Source organism: Pleionea sp. CnH1-48 (genome assembly GCF_024124665.1).
Taxonomy (GTDB): domain Bacteria; phylum Pseudomonadota; class Gammaproteobacteria; order Enterobacterales; family Kangiellaceae; genus JAMXSB01.
On sequence record NZ_JAMXSB010000016.1, the window covers coordinates 135,755 to 153,527 of the forward strand.

General features: G+C 43.0%; 15 protein-coding genes. 4 read left to right on the top strand and 11 right to left on the bottom strand.

What is annotated here, in order from left to right; all coding sequences use genetic code 11:
• Positions 1–1,146: 1,146 nt before the first annotated feature.
• The 11 genes from NH399_RS21880 to pdhA form a co-directional block, all read right to left on the bottom strand.
• Positions 1,147–2,046 (bottom strand): spermidine synthase, encoded by a 900-nt coding sequence (locus NH399_RS21880; RefSeq protein ID WP_253043338.1) that lies wholly within the window; start codon positions 2,044–2,046, stop codon positions 1,147–1,149.
• A complete protein-coding gene (locus tag NH399_RS21885; RefSeq protein WP_253043339.1) occupies positions 2,033–2,578 on the bottom strand; it encodes a fused MFS/spermidine synthase in 546 nt (181 codons plus the stop codon). The genes NH399_RS21880 and NH399_RS21885 overlap by 14 nt, the downstream gene beginning before the upstream one ends.
• A 122-nt stretch (positions 2,579–2,700) precedes the next feature.
• On the bottom strand, positions 2,701–3,783 hold the full coding sequence (locus NH399_RS21890; protein WP_253043340.1) for a DUF3524 domain-containing protein: 1,083 nt from the start codon (positions 3,781–3,783) through the stop codon (positions 2,701–2,703).
• Between the two features lie 143 nt (positions 3,784–3,926).
• Positions 3,927–4,343: a hypothetical protein gene (locus NH399_RS21895; RefSeq protein ID WP_253043341.1), complete on the bottom strand. Its 417-nt coding sequence runs from the start codon at positions 4,341–4,343 to the stop codon at positions 3,927–3,929.
• 529 nt (positions 4,344–4,872) lie between these two features.
• Positions 4,873–5,379 (bottom strand): SRPBCC domain-containing protein, encoded by a 507-nt coding sequence (locus NH399_RS21900; protein ID WP_253043342.1) that lies wholly within the window; start codon positions 5,377–5,379, stop codon positions 4,873–4,875.
• Entirely contained in the window at positions 5,372–5,716 is a 345-nt protein-coding gene (locus NH399_RS21905; RefSeq protein WP_253043343.1) for a helix-turn-helix transcriptional regulator, read from the bottom strand. Before NH399_RS21905 ends, NH399_RS21900 begins: the two co-directional genes overlap by 8 nt.
• Before the next feature lie 156 nt (positions 5,717–5,872).
• Positions 5,873–6,622 (bottom strand): hypothetical protein, encoded by a 750-nt coding sequence (locus NH399_RS21910; protein WP_253043344.1) that lies wholly within the window; start codon positions 6,620–6,622, stop codon positions 5,873–5,875.
• Between the two features lie 229 nt (positions 6,623–6,851).
• Complete coding sequence (locus NH399_RS21915; RefSeq protein WP_253043345.1) at positions 6,852–7,658, bottom strand: hypothetical protein; 807 nt, start codon at positions 7,656–7,658, stop codon at positions 6,852–6,854.
• A gap of 711 nt (positions 7,659–8,369) precedes the next feature.
• A complete protein-coding gene (locus NH399_RS21920; protein WP_253043346.1) occupies positions 8,370–10,076 on the bottom strand; it encodes a 2-oxo acid dehydrogenase subunit E2 in 1,707 nt (568 codons plus the stop codon).
• Entirely contained in the window at positions 10,073–11,053 is a 981-nt protein-coding gene (locus NH399_RS21925) for an alpha-ketoacid dehydrogenase subunit beta (protein ID WP_253043347.1), read from the bottom strand. The genes NH399_RS21920 and NH399_RS21925 overlap by 4 nt, the downstream gene beginning before the upstream one ends.
• On the bottom strand, positions 11,053–12,129 hold the full coding sequence (pdhA, locus tag NH399_RS21930) for a pyruvate dehydrogenase (acetyl-transferring) E1 component subunit alpha (protein WP_253043348.1): 1,077 nt from the start codon (positions 12,127–12,129) through the stop codon (positions 11,053–11,055). Before pdhA ends, NH399_RS21925 begins: the two co-directional genes overlap by 1 nt.
• A 425-nt stretch (positions 12,130–12,554) precedes the next feature.
• Here pdhA and pepN point away from each other — a divergent pair, with 425 nt between their 5' ends.
• The 4 genes from pepN to NH399_RS21950 all read left to right on the top strand — a co-directional run bounded on the left by pepN (position 12,555) and on the right by NH399_RS21950 (position 17,661).
• Positions 12,555–15,176, top strand: a complete 2,622-nt coding sequence (gene pepN / locus NH399_RS21935; RefSeq protein ID WP_253043349.1) for an aminopeptidase N — start codon at positions 12,555–12,557, stop codon at positions 15,174–15,176.
• A complete protein-coding gene (locus NH399_RS21940; protein ID WP_253043350.1) occupies positions 15,166–15,510 on the top strand; it encodes a zinc ribbon domain-containing protein in 345 nt (114 codons plus the stop codon). The genes pepN and NH399_RS21940 overlap by 11 nt, the downstream gene beginning before the upstream one ends.
• A 234-nt stretch (positions 15,511–15,744) precedes the next feature.
• A complete protein-coding gene (locus NH399_RS21945) occupies positions 15,745–17,127 on the top strand; it encodes a hypothetical protein (RefSeq protein WP_253043351.1) in 1,383 nt (460 codons plus the stop codon).
• Positions 17,128–17,190: 63 nt separating this feature from the next.
• A complete protein-coding gene (locus NH399_RS21950; protein WP_253043352.1) occupies positions 17,191–17,661 on the top strand; it encodes a CesT family type III secretion system chaperone in 471 nt (156 codons plus the stop codon).
• The last annotated feature ends 112 nt before the right edge of the window (positions 17,662–17,773 follow it).

Below are 17,773 nucleotides of genomic sequence, written 5' to 3' on the forward strand. Positions count from 1 at the left end.
ATCACTTTAAACGTAAAAAATCACTCGATTCAACCAGCAGGTTTCGTCCTGCTGGACGAGCCTCTTTTGTAAGCCCACAAAAGAGGCGAAAAAGGGCTGTGTTCCGAAGATGAGGCCTATCGGCACCACTCCGTAAAGCCTTAGCCCTTCGACTGAGCGTCTTATACGCACTTCCTTGTGCGGATAAGACTCTTGCTGCGTCCATGCAGCAAGCCAGTGTGGTCTAAGTCTTTACTCCGTTCTCATCCAGTCACGATGGAGTCGTCTGATAATTTTTAACTAAGAAAGCCAGGAAAGAAAATCAAACAAAAACACAAAGCAAAATCGAATCTTCCTTGGCACCGATAAGATCAAAAAATCACTTCAGAACTAGCAGACATACTCAAACCATAAAATCCCAGATGAGCAAATGCCAGCGCAGCGACCTAGGGCGTTTTGCCCCTATCTTGTAGTACAAGATGGGATCTAAGGACCTTCTTTTTCGCTCTTGAAAAAGAATGGTCGCCAGAGGCGAAACTTATACTTTCAAAAGAGCAGAAGAGTAAAAGAATATTTGCTCAATTAACTTATCACTCCAAACGAAAAATCCTAGTTTGATTCAGCCAGCAAGTTTCGTCCCGCTGGACGAGCCCCTTTTGTAAGCCCACAAAAGAGGCGAAAAAGGGCGATGCTCCAAAGATGAGGCCTCCGGCACCACTGCGTAAAGTCTTAGCCCTTCGACTGAGCGTCTTATACGCACTTCCTTATGCGGATAAGACTCTTGCTGCATCCATGCAGCAAGCCAGTGTGGTCTAAGTCTTTACTCCGTTCTCATCTAGTCACGAAAAGGCATCGTCTGATAATTTTTAACTAAGAAAGCCAAGAAAGAAAATCAAACAAAAACACAAAGCAAAATCGAATCTTCCTTGGCACCGATAAGATCAAAAAATCACTTCAGAACTAGCAGACATACTCAAACCATAAAATCCCAGATGAGCAAATGCCTGCGCAGCGGACTAGGGCGTTTTGCCTTCTTTTTCGCTCTTGAAAAAGAATGGTCGCCAATAGGCGAAACTCGATTTATCAAATGAGTAAGAAAACAAAAGAAAATCATGACCAACTAAAACTATCATTCAAAAATAAAAAAAGAGGCTTAAGCCTCTTTTTTTATTTCAACAAATTCGCCGGAGAATACTGATCAGAAAGACTCCTGGCCTCCTCATTCCAATCCTTACTCTTCCTAAAATGCTTCAAAATCCATTGAGGGTCTACACCAAACTTCGAAAATTTATGCCGCAACTGATTCGCATGACGTTTAATTCTATTCATAGAAACCAACTCATCACTCTTAGCCGCTAACACAATTCGATTGCCAGTAGAGCGTCGACGCAAATTATAAAAATCACCAAACACTTTATGATAAGTCACCGACTCGTGATCATACAAACGACTATCGCTGAAAGTATTCGATGTAATAATACCCTCATCGCTCAGCAATCCTCGTAGCTCAGCAAAATACTCCTGAGTCATTAAATGCTCTGGAATATAGTCACCATTAAAAGCATCCAGAATAATCCAGTCATACTGTTGCTTCTTTAAGAGTGCACGCTTTACATAGACACGGCCATCAAATATGTGGGTACTCACCTTATTGTTATCTTCGTAATGAAAATATTTCCTGGCCAGTTTTACCACCGCTGGATCAATTTCTACTGACTCAATGATAGCTTCCGGCACCATCTTGTTAAGGGCAACAGGCAAAGTACCACCACCCAAACCAATCACTAGAATTCGTTTCGGCTTGGGGTTATAAAGCAGGCCCGATAGAATCAGTTTTGTGTAGTTAAACACCAGTTTATCTTTATTGCGTAAGTCCATGCATGATTGATAGGGTGGCGGGTCATTGCGAGATTCAAAAATCATACAACGACGATTGCCTTCTTCGATCACTACAATATTTCGGTACAGTGACTTTTCGGTTTGCAAAGTTTTGGCGGCATGGGCCGAGTGCGCCAATAACAAACCAAGCAAGAAAGCGATTAGGCCGAATCGTTTATTTTTTATCATAGTAATAATATCCCGTTGCCAAACCACCAGCGAGCATAAACACTGCAAACACGACCCATAAAATGGTATTGATCTCAAACCAGAGTACAAAATAGAAAGACGTCATAATAGTGCCCAGTGCACTACCAATGGTTGAGACAAAATACAGAAAGCCTGCGGTTTGTCCGCTGTTTTCGGTGGATTCTATCAACAGTCTGACCGAGTAGGGGGCGATCATGCCCATTAAGGTCGTGGGTATGAAAAACAGCAACATTGCCCCTGTAAGTGAACCAAAACGGGGATCTTCAATTTGCAGAAACACCCATTGCATAATGGATTCGCTAAACAAAATCAGTGGAAAAAGTGCCAGTCCCGAAAAAATAAACAGGCTACCGTACTTTCGCGTGTTTGGAGACTGCGTAGAAAGTTTACCGCCAGCAAGATAGCCTATGGACAGGGCCAGCATAAAGACCGTGATGATACTGCCCCAAACGTAGATACTACCGCCAAAATAAGGAGCCAGAATGCGTCCGCCAAGTAGTTCGACGGTCATGATGGAGAAGCCCGCACAAAAAGCGAGCAATAATATAAGAGTTTTTAGCATGAATCGTTAACGTTATTGTTTTTATGGCAATCTAACGTGTTCGACTCGCTGGCGCAACCAAAGAAGCCGAGTTAATCGACTAACTGACGGATCTTTTGAGAGTAAGCAGACTGTTGATTCTGCCACAGGTAACTAGATACGGGGTTAGAAGGCAATTCCAAACCTTGTTGGTACAAAGTGACCAATTTTTCGGCAAGGAGAGCAGCATCATTTTCCGGTTGATCAAGATATAGACAGTCTGGCGGCAGATATTCCGGATAAGCAACACGAGCAGGGGCTATAGGCATTGCGCCATAAGCAATCGCTTCTTGCAATGCCAGTCCTTGGAAGTCGTGCAAGCTGCTGGACACAACAACATTTGCTTGACTCAGATGGTGCCAGTAGTCCTTTCGTTCTGCATAACCCCAGACGATGATATGTTCTGCAAAGGCTTCTCGTGCCTGCTCAAAAATAGCGGGAGAATGGCGAAAAGACTGACCAAGAATGCGCAGCGAAAACGGAATGCTTTGTTCCTTGAGTATGTGTAAAGCTGCAAAAAATGCTTCTGGGTTTTTGTCGTATTCCCAACGGTGGTTCCATACAATATCTAAAGGCGTCTGAGCTTGATAAGGCATAGGCTCTTGCAAAGCGTCTAAATCCAATGGCACAGGCAAAACTTCTGCTTTTTGTTGGATATTGTCGATGAGTCCATTGGGTTTACAGTCTGGCATTTTCTTTAATAGTTTCTTAGCGCCATCAACAAAGGTTTGATAATTGTACTTGGAGTTAAACAAAATCTGATCGGCACACAAAGCGTTGTAGATAGACGTTAGCTTTATCTGAATATCATCACTTTGGTGAGCCGAAGTAGGGTAGTCAAACTGATTTTCATGAAAGTAAACTAACAAAGGACACTGCCCCAGATGAGGTCGAAATCCTCTTAGTGCTGTAATGTCAACCATGGAGGTGGCGATAATAGCATCATAGTTTTGTTCTAACTCTGGGTATTCACCAAGCCCCCAACTCAAACTATTGCCACGAGTGCGCCAGGCAAAATAACGAGCGGGTAATGCAAGTTGTGTCCAGCCATAGTCGTGTAAATGTTTTTTTAAACCTTTGCGCCAATATTGATGACTGGGTGTGTCATAAGCAGACAGTAACAGCAGCTTCTTCATAGATAAAGGGGGTCGCTAGAAAGTGAAGCCTAAGCATAGATTATCTTGCTATGAAAGGAAACAACAGGAATACAGAAGAAGGGAGTTAAACGAAAACTGGAAAGAGCCAAAAGCTCTTTCCGTCGTGCCTAATAAGCTAGTGATTAAAAGCTAGTGCTTTCGTAAAATGCTCTTGCAAAAGGAGCTGTGTAGTAGTTGTTACTATCGAGATCAATCACCTTAGCGCGTAACAAAATTTTCTGATTAGATTGAATCGGCAAAGTACAAGTTAAAGAGTTTTCTGGACAGTCTCTGTTTGACCATACAACTTGGAAGTTACTCAAGCTTGTATCAATCTTAAATGTAGCTGTGGATTTTAATGCTGAGCCACTTCCATAACATTGGTTAGTCAAGCGACCAATTGGGCCGACAAAACAGCGTAGGCCAATGTTAGTCTTAGAGGAAGCTGTAGCTGAAAACTTATCGAAAGAATCGTTCTGAAACTTCGCATCTGCGCTTGCTGAACCCGTGCCCATTGCTAAAAGGGAAGAAATTAGTACTGAAGCCAGTTTGTTTTTCATAGTAATACTCCAATTATTTGTGTTGAAAAACTGCATAGTCAAAGTAAAAGCTATGGATGTCTTAATATTCATAGTGTCTTACAGCAAATGTTTTTGCATTCACTAACTCTGTCGTTTTTCGTTGAATTAAAAATAATTGTTTAACAGTGCACTGGCTAAACGATTTCTATGATAATTTTTTTTTCGGGTTTGTAAATCCCATAGAAATCTCAAAACTTTGATAATTGAGTGTCGTTTGGTGGGGAAGAAAAATTGGGTAAAATTCACCATTTTCTTGCTCTACATTTATCCGTCAACGAAAGTATTTGAAAGAGGCAGAAGTGTCGTTTTTGTGAAGGTTGATGAATGATTTTTGAACACTTCCAAAAACGTCGCATCATAATAAAAAAAAGATAGTTTAAAAAAATAAACTTTTATTCAATCTTTTCTGGGAGAATAAATTGTTGCTGAAGGTTAAGTCTTTGGAGTTTCTTTTCTAGTTGATAGCAAATGGAGCCAAATAAAACTCCATTTGCACACTATCGAGTCGTTATTTTGATGCCAAGTAAAGGTGCAATTGCTCAAGACCAGCACCCCATCCTTTGCCGTGTTCTGAGCGTGATGCTTCAAAGGCCTCGGCTTCTTCTTTGGTTGGATTGACAGGCTCCCACAAAAACGTCAGTTGCGTTTTGTCTCCGTCGCCTTCTAGTAAAACCGTCGCTCGCATGTCTTTCGGCCAGTTTGGCATGTGATTGCTGGGAACAATTTCACCTTCAGCATTCGACATATATTGGAGAAACACAATTTTGTCGGGAGAAGAGACTTCTTCAAACTTGGTTAGCAAAAACATCTCGTGACCATTTGGCATAATCACTTTATGTAGCGAACTGCCACCGGTCTTGATATCGGCTGATACATACTCACACTTACAACCCTGCATCGGGAACATCCATTGCGTTAAATGTTCAACTTGCGTCCAGGCATCAAATACTAATTGACGAGGCGCATTAAACTCCCTCGATAAAATCGATGGTTCTACTTTGAGGCTGCTATTCATTCTTGTCTCCCTTGGTCTGAATCGTATTTAAGTAATCTTCTAACTGATCCAGTGTGCCACCCCAGAATTTTTCAAACTGATGGACCCATTCGTGGATGGGTTTTAGCGGCGCTGGATTAAATTGATAGATCCGGCAGCGACCTTCTTTACGCTCTTTGACTAAGCCGACTTCTTTCAGCACACTCAGGTGCTTGGAGACCATCGGTTGGTTCCATTGCATCAGATCGACCAGCTCGCCGACAGTTTTCTCTTCTTCGGCTAATTGTTCAATCAGCGCACGTCGCTTAGGTTCAGCGATAGCGTTAAAGGTGTCATAAGTGGTTTTTGTACGAGCCATAGGATTAATATATTCCAATATGGGAATATGTCAAGTGCCAATGTGGTAGAATTCGAAAGAGGGGAAGTGATCTCGCTAAAACCCTCGCTACAGACCATAGAGAGCTAAAGTCTTCTGTAGCGAGGGCGGAGACTCATTTATAGTGGGATCTGAGGACTACTCAAAATATTGCGATTCGTAAAACTGACTATTCTCGCTCTGCCTGCCGTAGTCACTATCTAGGAGTACACGTACCCTCGAGAAAATGTTTCTTTCTACGAATGCCTCGCACGGTCGATCTAAATAACAAATATTTGCTTTAACGGCGGTTTTCCAGTTTACGAAAACATTGTCAGTGATCAATGCAAACTGAACGTCAGCTAACCCCAAAGCAACAGAATTATTTCGATAGTACTCGCGACCACCAACGATAGTATTGTGATAAAAGTTAACTTGCCTTATGTCATTAACACCCAAAAATGTATTCGATTCTGTAAAAATCTTACTGTTTGCGATAGAAACAAAATTACCACCAAAAACAATCATACTTTTTTGGTCATCGCCAAATTGCCTAAGTGTCATATTGTTGAGTATAAGCGTCGATTCATGACCTCGTATCGCCGGATATTTATCACTAGCCTGATCATGAGTAAATTCGAGCTTGCCATTTTGTATAGTGATGCTAGCGCCGAAAACAGCGCTGATATCTTTAACGGAAATGGTTTTTCCTTTTAGATCAATGACAACATTGGCACTAAGAAAATTCCAGTCCGCGTCTTCAATATTTTGTGTCGCGCATAGCACTTTATGGTTATAGGGATTAACCTGATCTATAGTCTTGGGAAGTTCTGCATCACATCCTTCTGGAAGCTCGGCATAGAGATAGTTGCTAAGTATAAGTATCAAAATTGCTAAAGCTCTTTTCATTTTTAGTTCCTTTTCTTTGTTGTGAATAATTATTTTTCGAAAATATACGAAGCAAATTTTTGATAAACAATGGAGAAAAGAAGGAAAATTAAAAAAGATAAAAAGATGAGATTGAGTGGCAAGTTTTAAGTTGAGATAAGAAGAAATAAAAAACAAGAATGATAAGTAAAAGCCATGGATAAAACGGTTTTAAGTTAATTATCCATGGCGCAATAAATGCAAGCGACTTTTATATCAGTGCCTCAGTGGCAACTTTTGAACGGGATTCAAAGTATTTTAATGCGCTCATCCAATCGATGGCTATTAGCAAACGGCTAAAGTCTTTTCCTAACCAACGGGCGGCGGGTACTTTTTTTAGCCATTTCAACTGATCAACAGCATCAAACAATCGCTCAATAACAACCGGGTTAGATTGTTCGAATAAACATAATGTAAGATCTAAAAAGCCAGCCTTATTATCTTCGAAGTGCCAACAAGTGGAGTGCAATAGCATGAGCAAATCTCTAGCCTGCGCATCATAAGTATCCAATACCGCACCAGGATTATCTTCGAAATCAACAAAGCCGACACTCAAACTTGATTCATCAACAATAATATTGCGGCTAAAAGCTTGGCTCAAAAAGTATCCCTTATGATGTAATCTCAATACTTCATCAAAAACATTTTCCATGACTTGTAGCTTATAGTCGGCATCAAGACTGTCAGTCAAAACAGTGCGAAGATTGGTGCCCATATCTTCAAGCAATAAATAATTGCTTCCTTTTTCATAGATTTTTGGAACTTTCACTCCTGCTGCATGCAACTGCTCTATGCGAAAGACTTCATTATATAATGAAGCAATACCTCCCGGATTAGGAACCGCTTTAAGCAGATCAACTTTTAATGCTTTAGCAAGGGTATTTAAAATGGAATAACCCAGTTTACCGCGTAATTTAGGTGCTTTTTTTATCCAGGCACGATGACCATCTTGCTCAATCAAGAACACATTACGATCTAAGTTCAGGTAAAACTGCAACTGTTTTTGTGTTAAGAACATCCTGTTCTCCTCTTAAGTGAATGACTGGAGTTTTGCATTATATTAATCACTTAAAATTAACAAAAGCTTAATGCTGTAAGAAAGTGTCTGTTTTTGTAAGCCCACAAAAGGAACGAAAAAGGGCAGTGCTCCAAAGATGAGGCCTCCGGCACCACTGCGTAAAGCCTTAGCCCTTCGACTGAGCGTCTTATACGCACGTCCTTGTGCGGATAAGAGTCTTGCTGCGTCCATGCAGCAAGCCAGTACGGTATAAGGCTTTACTCCGTTCTCATCCAGTCACGATGGAGTTGTTTGATAATTCAGAGTTAAAAAAGATAGCTAAGAGAGAAAACGGAACAAAAACACAAAGCAAAATCGAATCTTCCTTGGCACAGACAAGATCAAAAAATTCCCTCAGACTTAACAGATACACTCAAACCATAAAATCCCTGATGAGCAATTGCCAGCGCAGCGACCCAGGGCTTTTTGCCCCCTTTGCAGCTCTTGGTAAAGGGGGGCGCCATCGGCGAAATTAGAAAACTATTAAAGGAGTAGGGAAGCAAAAGACAATCTTTTAAATTAACCCATCACTCCACACGAAAAATCCTAAAGTGATTCTACCTTCATCCTCATAAAGAGAGGGAAATAAACAGAAGCACCAAAAACAAACAACATAAAAAAAGGCCAGCTAAAAAGCTGGCCTTCAAAAATCCAACAAAAGCTAAAAACAACTTACTCAGCCTTCGCCAAATCCTCCATAACAGCCGCCAAGAAACGAGCCGCCTCACCACCCGTACAAGCACGGTGGTCAAAGGTCAAAGACAAAGGCAACATCTTCTGATTCTCAACGCCTTTAGCCGTCAACTGAAGCTCATTTCGGAAACGACCAGTACCCAGAATAGCCACCTGAGGTGGTGACACAACAGGGGTACCATAACGACCAGCAATCGAACCAAAGTTCGAAAGAGTAATGGTCGCATTAGCCAAATCGTCTGGCTTAATGGCTTTATTAGAAATCTTATCGCGCAGCTCTTGAACACGAGCGCGAGATTGGCCCATATTCATCTGATCAGCACCATGAACAACAGGAACATACAAACCATCAGGCGTATCAACCGCAATACCCACATTAACGTTAGGGTGTAGCAGACGTTCCATGTTTTCACCGTCAAACCAGGCATTCAATGCTGGCTCAATACGACTTGCGTAAACCAGAGCTCGGATATAACGCGCTAACGAGTCAGTACCTTTTCTCCACGCTGAAATGTTCACATCTTCAACCAAAGTAGTTGGGACAACAGTAGCGTGAGAATGAGCCATACCTTGAGCCATCGCACGACGAACGCCACGAACAGCCTGAGGTTCAACTGTCACAGTCACTGGCTGCAAGCGTGAACCACTTGCTGCCGCTGCTGGTGCTGCCTGAGTGGCCGCTGGAGCTGCTACTGCAGCTTGTGGTGCGCCTTTGTCTGCAACCGCTTGTACATCATCACGAGTGATGCTGCCTTTACGGCCTGTCGCTGCACAATGACCCAAGTCCACACCCAGACGACGAGCCATAGCACGCACGGCTGGAGAGGCTTTATAAGCCAGAGGATTACTGGTATCTGTACCTGAAACGGGAGCTGCTTGAGAAGCTGCACCTGCTTTGGCTGAGCCCGCTTTTGCTGCTGCCTTAACATCCGCTTGAGTAATGCTGCCGTTAGAGCCTGTGCCTTTAACCTGGGCAAGGTCAACTTTAAGTTTACGTGCCAGAGCTTTAACAACCGCGTTAGCCGATTCGGCAACAATCTGGTTGCCCACTTCTACCGCACCAACAACGGTACCTGCATCTGCAGAACCTTCATCACTGGCTTCTGCCGCTGGAGCAGCTTCGACTGGGGCTCCTGAGCCCGCAAAGGTAACTAAAGGAGAGCCAACAGGGATTACGTCGCCTGCCTGGCCGTGCAATGTAGCAATCGTACCTGCCAAAGGAGAAGGAACTTCAACAACCGCTTTCGCTGTTTCCATTTCTACCATAGGCTGATCAACAGCAACAGTATCGCCTTCGGCAACTAACCAGCGTACCACTTCGGCATCTGGCAAGCCTTCACCCAGGTCGGGTAGTTTAAATACTTCACCGCCTGCTGAGCCAGCAGCGGGCGCTGCTCCTGGTTTGGCTGGTGCTGCTTCTGCCACAGGTGCAGCAGGCGCTGCACTTGAACCGTCACCATCAAATTCAACCAGTACGGCACCTACCTGAATGACATCTCCAGCTTGGCCATGTAATTTTGTAATTTTGCCGGCAAAAGGAGAAGGCACTTCTACTACGGCTTTCGCAGTTTCCATTTCTACCATGGGCTGATCTACAGCAACGGTATCGCCTTCGGCTACCAACCAACGTACAACTTCGGCATCTGGTAACCCTTCGCCTAAATCTGGCAGGTTAAATGTCTTCATTTGTACTCCATGATTCTTCTTGCTTCTTCCAATACACGATCAACCGTTGGCATGTATTGCTTCTCCAGACGGTAATAAGGCATAACCGTGTCGTAGCCTGATACACGACCGATAGGAGCAAGCAGATTAAATACGCCTTTCTCGGCAATTTCTGCCGCGATTTCTGAACCCAGTGAACCGGCTTTTGGTGCTTCTTGAACAATCAAAGCGCGACCTGTTTTGGCCACAGACTCAAGAATAGTGTCGATGTCTAGAGGACTAACGGTTGCAACATCAATGACTTCGGCACTGATACCTTCTTTAGCCAATTGATCCGCTGCCTGGTTCGTCTCATGCAACATGGCTCCCCAGCTGATCAAAGTAATGTCGGTACCTTCGCGGTCAACAAAACTACAACCCAGAGGATATTCTTCGCCATTGTCTTCGACTTCGTGCTTAACGATTCGATAAACACGCTTTGGCTCAAGGAAAATCACTGGATCAGGATCACGAATCGCCGCCAGCATTAAGCCATAAGCGCGAGAAGGATTCGAAGGAATCACAACCTTCAAACCAGGAATATGAGCGAATAGGGCTTCTGTTGATTCTGAGTGGTGCTCAGGTGCGTGAATACCGCCACCAAAAGGTGCACGCATAACCATAGGCAAGGTTAGGCGACCGCGAGTACGATGACGCATACGTGCCATGTGGCAAATGATTTGGTCAGCAGCCGGGAAGATGAAACCCATAAACTGAATTTCAGCAACAGGCTTCATGCCTTGTGATGCCATACCAATGGAGACACCAGCAATCATGGATTCTGCCAGTGGCGTATCAATAACGCGGTCAGCGCCAAAGCGCTCTTGCAAACCATCGGTTGCACGGAATACACCGCCGTTAACACCCACGTCTTCACCCAGTGCAACAACGTCTTTGTCTTGCTCCATTTCGTGAGCGAGTGCCATATTAACGGCTTCGATTAAAGTAACAGCTGGCATTATTTTTTCGCTCCTCTTCTGATTGCTTCTTCTCGTTGAGCCAGAGTTCGCTCAGGCAATTCAGCATAGAGATAGTCAAACATAGCTTCCGGCTTGTCAGCAGGAGTGTTCAGATAGTTGTCAACGGCTTGCTGAACGTTGGCAGCCACTTTTTCTTGCAATGCGGCTTCGTCTTCTTCGCTCCAAGCACCTAATGACTCAAGATATTTGCGCAGACGAATAATCGGCTCTTTTGTCCAACCATCGTCTAGCTCACCTTCTGGACGATAGCGTCGTGCATCGTCAGCGGTGGTGTGGTCACACAAACGTAGAGTGACACATTCGATAACTGTCGGGCCACCACCGTTGCGTGCTTTGTCCATGGCTTTATCCATGGCCGCTTTAACGGCAACAATGTCGTTACCATCTACTTGGATACCTTCTACACCAGCAGCAATTGCTTTTTGTGCGTAGGTTTCACAAGCCGTTTGAATTTCGGAAGGAACAGAAATCGCCCACTGGTTGTTGTTAATAATGAAGACAACACCCAGGTTCCAGATACCGGCAACATTAACGGCTTCGTAGAAGTCGCCTTCTGATGTTCCACCTTCGCCGATTTCTGTCGCAACGGCGCGTTTTTCGCCGCGCAACTTCATGGCTTTAGCAACACCAGCTGCATGCAGACATTGTGTAGCAATCGGAACCGCAATCGGAAAATCTTCTTTTGCGTTTTGATAGTCCGAACCACGCTCGTCTCCACCCCAGTAGAGTAGAACCTCTTCCATGGTGACACCGTGTTGAATCATGGCTGCTTGGCCACGATAGTAAGGAACTAAGACATCGTCTTTGGTTAATGAAGAACCATAACCAACACCTACGGCTTCTTGTCCGGTGGCAGCAGGGTAGGTTCCCATTTTACCAGTACGTTGTAATGCGTAAGCTTTAGTATCTAATTGACGGATTTGCACCATATCGTGGTACAAAGACTTTAACAGATCGACATCTTTAGCAATGGCGGGCAGATCATCAGTAACAGGCTTGCCGTTCTCATCAATGAACTGCGTAAAATTAATATCAAAGGTTGCAACCGTGGTCACAATTCATCCTCCTTACGGGGGGCAGCAAAAAGACAACATGTCTTTCGGCTTTATTATGGTCAGTTTATGCGGCGCAGATCATAAGGTGAACACGCCCGTTTGTATAGCGCAAAAATATAAAAAATCCGTGAACTTGGTTGATAATTGCGCAAAAAAGCCCAGTAAATGGCGGCAAATCGCAACAAATCAGACCAGTTGATATTGAAATGAGTTTTGCTTTTAAAAGCTTTTCGGTAGTCTTATAGCATAATTATGCCAACGAAATAGATTGGCATAACGGACATAAAAAATTCACATTTAAATCAACAGACGATGGTTTTTTAAGCCGTTTAAGTTCCAAACTTATTATTGTGTATTAATAAGTTGGCATTCTGTTTATTTATTCAACACTGCTCTGTTGTAAAAACACACACTGAGGATTTCAGATGAAAGATGCATCAGCTCCAGCTGCAAAATATCGCAAAGATTATCGGCCCACGGATTTCCTGATCGACGAAACTCATCTCAATTTTAAATTATTTGATGACCACGCGTTGGTTGAAAGTCGGCTTATGTTGCGCCGCAACCCAAAAGGGGATGCTCAAGCTCAATCTCTCTGTTTAGATGGTGAGCAACTGGAGCTGCAAAGCATTGCTATTGATGGCGAAGCCTTACCAGAGACGGCTTATAAAACTACCACAGAAAACCTGACGGTTAATGTGAATAAAGACCAGTTCGAGTTGCAGTTAGTGGTTAAAATTGTTCCACAAAAAAATACTTCTCTAGAAGGGTTGTACACTTCGGCGGGTAAATTCTGTACTCAGTGTGAAGCAGAAGGGTTTCGCAAGATCACCTATTACTATGATCGCCCCGATATCTTATCGCGCTTTTTCGTTACTATCGAAGCTGATAAACAGCAATATCCTTTATTACTGTCTAATGGTAATCCCATTGCGCAAAAAGAGTTAGATAACGGACGACATCTAGCTGAGTGGGAAGATCCTTTCCCCAAACCTTGTTATTTGTTTGCTTTAGTCGCAGGCGATCTGGATTTGTTAGAAGACTCATTTACAACGCGTAGTGGTCGTGAAGTCAAACTGCAATTGTTTGTAGATAAAGGCAAGTTGGATCAAAGTGAATTTGCCATGGCGTCTTTAATCAATGCTATGCGTTGGGATGAAGAGCGTTACAACCTCGAATACGATCTCGACCTTTATATGATTGTGGCCGTTGGCGACTTTAATATGGGCGCTATGGAAAACAAAGGTCTGAATATTTTTAATACGAAATATGTATTAGCTAATCGTCATACCGCAACGGATATGGACTTTGAGCATATCGAGAGTGTGATCGGTCACGAATACTTTCATAACTGGACGGGTAATCGTGTTACCTGCCGTGATTGGTTTCAGTTGAGTTTAAAAGAAGGCTTAACGGTATTTCGTGATCAACAGTTTACCGAAGACATGCGATCGAAAGCCGTTAAACGTATAGACGATGTTAAAGTGATTCGCAGTCATCAGTTTGCTGAAGATGCTGGCCCCATGTCGCATCCGATTCGTCCTGAATCTTATATCGAAATGAATAACTTCTACACTGTAACTGTTTATAACAAAGGTTCCGAAGTGATTCGAATGATGCATACCTTGTTGGGCGAAGAAGGATTCCAACAAGGGATGGCATTGTACTTTAAACGACACGATGGCGAAGCGGCTACCTGCGATGATTTTGTGGCAGCCATGGCCGATGCAAACGAATATGACCTAGAACAATTTACACGTTGGTATTCGCAGTCGGGTACACCGGAGCTATCGGCTGGGTTTGACTACAATGCAGATAAACAGCAATTGAATCTACACTTCAAACAAAAGCTGCAACAAGAATCCCACGAAGCTTTTCACATTCCCGTGTTAGTTGGATTATTAGATGAGCAGGGCAATGCGTTGAGCTTCAGTCAAAGTGAAGAGGGTGAGTCTCTACAACAAACCATTCTGCATATTAAGCAGATGGAGCAAAGTGTTGTTCTTTATAACGTGACTCAGTCGGCGTTGCCTTCGTTGCTCAGAAATTTCTCTGCACCGGTAAAATTGCATGCACAATATAACACAGAACAGTTAGCCTTTTTGTTTGCGCATGATAGCGACTCATTTTCTTGTTGGGATGCTGGCCAACAGCTCATTCAACGCTATGTTGATAGTCAAGGCAAAGCTTTTGATGTGAGTTATATCGTTAATGGCTTTAAAAGCATTATCGAAAATACGAAATTAGACAATGCGTTTAAGGCTCGGGCATTAACACTGCCAGATTTGCGAACCTTATTTGAAGCTGCTGAGTCTCCTGATATCGATGCTATGATCACAACCCGTGAATCGTTAAAGCAAACTTTATCCGATGAGCTGGCTGACCATTGGTCGCAAGTATATTTGAATAATCGAGAAGCCGAGTATTCCAACAGCCAGGAATCCATTGCCAAGCGTGCGATTAAGAATGTGGCTTTAGGTTACTTAATGCAATCGTCAAAAGCCGACAGTGAGTTGTTAAAGCAGCATCATGCCGAAGCCAATAACATGACAGATAAGTTGGCTAACTTATCTGTAGCAACTCATCAAGAATTGCCATGTGCTGAAGAGTTTTTATCCGGATTCTACGAAGAGTGGAAGCACGAGGCCTTATTGATGGATAAGTGGTTGCAGGTGCAATCCTCTGCGCCAACACAAGATGTTTATGAACGCATCGCTCAGCTGCGCAATGACCCTGTTTTTGATTTGAAAAATCCCAATAAGGTTCGCGCTTTATATGCTGGCTTTGCCGCTCTTAATTTTAAAGCCTTCCACGATGCATCCGGCAAAGGTTATGAGCTAATAAGAGATACCATTGTCGAAGTAGACAGTGTTAATCCACAAGTAGCAGCGATGCTCAGCAAGCAGTTTTCTTCTGCGCCTCGCCTGGATTCGGAACGTCGCAATAAAGTCACGCAATGTCTACAAACCATTGTTGATAAAAAATCATTGAGTAAAGATGTGTTTGAGATCGTATCAAAAACACTGGAGCAGTTGAATGAACAGTAAGTTACCAGAAGAAGGTATTCGCAACTGCCCAGGCTGCAACCGTGAGCTATCTGATAAAGCGACAGAATGCCTTATGTGCGGCCATAAGTTCGAAGCGGCTAATCCTGATAGAGAAAGAGCAAAAGCGCATAAGGCGCTTAAGCGCAAAAATCGTTACCATTCGATGGCGTATTTAGCAATGGTGCTGGTTTGTGCTGGCGCGTTATTTATCTACTTTGGCCGTAAAGGCTCCAATGAAACATTCTTGTTGTTTGGTTACGGCTCGTTGGGATTGGGAGCTGCAAGCTACCTGTGGGCACGAGCCATGATGTTTGTTCATAAAAAGAAAAAGTAGCACACATGCATTCTGTGCTTTAAAAAGGTCACGAAGTTATTCGTGGCCTTTTTTTATGGGGGCTGAAAAATAAATTGGAATGAATTTTAGCTGGTTAATTATCATAAGTTTATGATTTTAATGGGGAAAGAAAAATGGCTTTGACGGCCAGTTCAATATTTATGCAAATACAAGAAACTTATTGATTTAGCTTGTTACTTATTGTGCAAATTGAATGGCTTATTAGGATATGAGATGCACACTTCAGTCGGTTTAGAGACAGTAACACTAAGCAAAGAAACTCCCATGGTTCAGGATGATGGTTTACTCACGCCATCCACGGGTACAAACCAATCTCAACCCACAACTAGCAACACTCGGGTTCAAGACCCATCTATCGTCGAGATTACTTTTAGTTCTCAAGAACAAAGCAATGCACGAACCTTTGAGACAACGCTAACGTCCAAAACCACTTTACGTCAGGATAGTTCAAACTTAGATGGCCCTGATGTTAATCAAAAGTTAGGTGCGACAATTGCTTCTGGTAGCACAATTACGATTGATCCTGACAGTGCAACAGAGATCGATGGAAAAACCTGGTACAAAACCAGTGGTTTAGACAGCGATGGCTGGATCCGTGGCGATAAAATCGATACCTGGGGTCTTAAACCTGGCACTATGACAACAATAAGCACCAAGACAACTTTACGCCAGAGTAACGAGATGGGCGATGGTCCTAATGTTGGTCAAAAACAAGGGAGCTCAATATCTTCGGGTACGGATATTAAAGTCGACTTCTCTACTAAGAAGACAGTCAATGATGCAGTCTGGGTTAAAGCTTATACTGCTAATGATCAAGGGTGGATTCGATACGATAAAGTGCATACTCAAGGTATTGATCCTACATTAACGCAAACGTCGCTTCCGGATAAGTTTGTTCATGAAGATATCATTCCGGGTGCTGGCATTGAAGCAACACGTATCAATAGCACCAATCCACAAATTACCTTTGTGAGCTATCAGGGTAAAGGAGGGGATCTAAGTACTGATGATATGAGCTTTGACTACGGCGGCACTTTGTCTGGTAAAGAATGTTTTTCTAAGCGTTCTGATCACGTTCAAAGCGGTACTTACTACTTTACAACAACTGAAGCTATCATCAAGCCTAATAATGAATTAGGCCAGTACGAATCGGAAGCCTTTACAGAATCTTTAGCTTCATGTAACTGTTTCTTTGTGAAATACAGTGATGGATCTATTCGAGCTATTCACGATGGTGGCGGCGGCTCTCGGGAAATGAAAGACATGGTCAATGGTAGCACAAGAGCGAAGCCAGACATGCGTCACTTCCAAGACTTGGAGCAAGATACTGATTTCGAAATTGATAGACAAGAGCTTCTTAAAGAACCCACATGTGTTGACGAAAATGCTGTCATCACTGATATCTATGTGATTGGTAAAACTGCCAGTGAGAGTCAGAGCCGTCAGGCAAAAAATATGGATACCGCTATTAAGATCTCTCAAGAATATCCGATCAATGCGCATATGATTTGTCTGGAAGAAGCAGGAACGGCTAACCTGGCTGTTCATATATCATCTGACGATGGTTCAGTGACTGCTTGGGCAATGGGTCGATAGTAATGATACGAATGGTGCTGCATGCACCATTCGTAATTTAAGTCTTAATTGTGGAGCGTATCAATGGGACAATTTCATGAAACCGTGAATGGATGGTTATGCCAAAAGTGTAGACAACCAGTACGGTTGGACGAACAGGGAAAATGCCGTTTAGAAGCCAGTAATGACTTGTTTTTAAATGTTTACATCCCCAACAACAGTCAATACCTGTATTTTTCAGTAGAGCTGATGACATTAACAGCGGAGAGCGAAGCCAGTTTGATGAAAACAGCCTTACAGCTGAACTTGTTTGGCCAAAAAACTAATGGCTCCATGTTGGCAGTTGATCCTGTTTCAAATAAATTGATACTTTGTGCCAGCGAAAAACTGGAACAGTTAGACTTTCAAATTTTTTCTAATATCATGAGCAATTTAGTTAGTACTGCAGAAAGTCTACTAGTAGAGCTCAACGAAAGTGTAACTTCTTCAGCGCATGCAATGGCAGGAAGTGAAGAACTTATGAGTGACTTTACTATGTTACAAATGAAAGTGTAATTTTTCATCTGTTTATTGTACAAGTTGCGGTGTAAAAAGACCCAGAAGCTATCTGCTTATTGGTAGCTTCTGAGGACGAATTAAGCTCTACGATTCTTAATAATATTCCTGT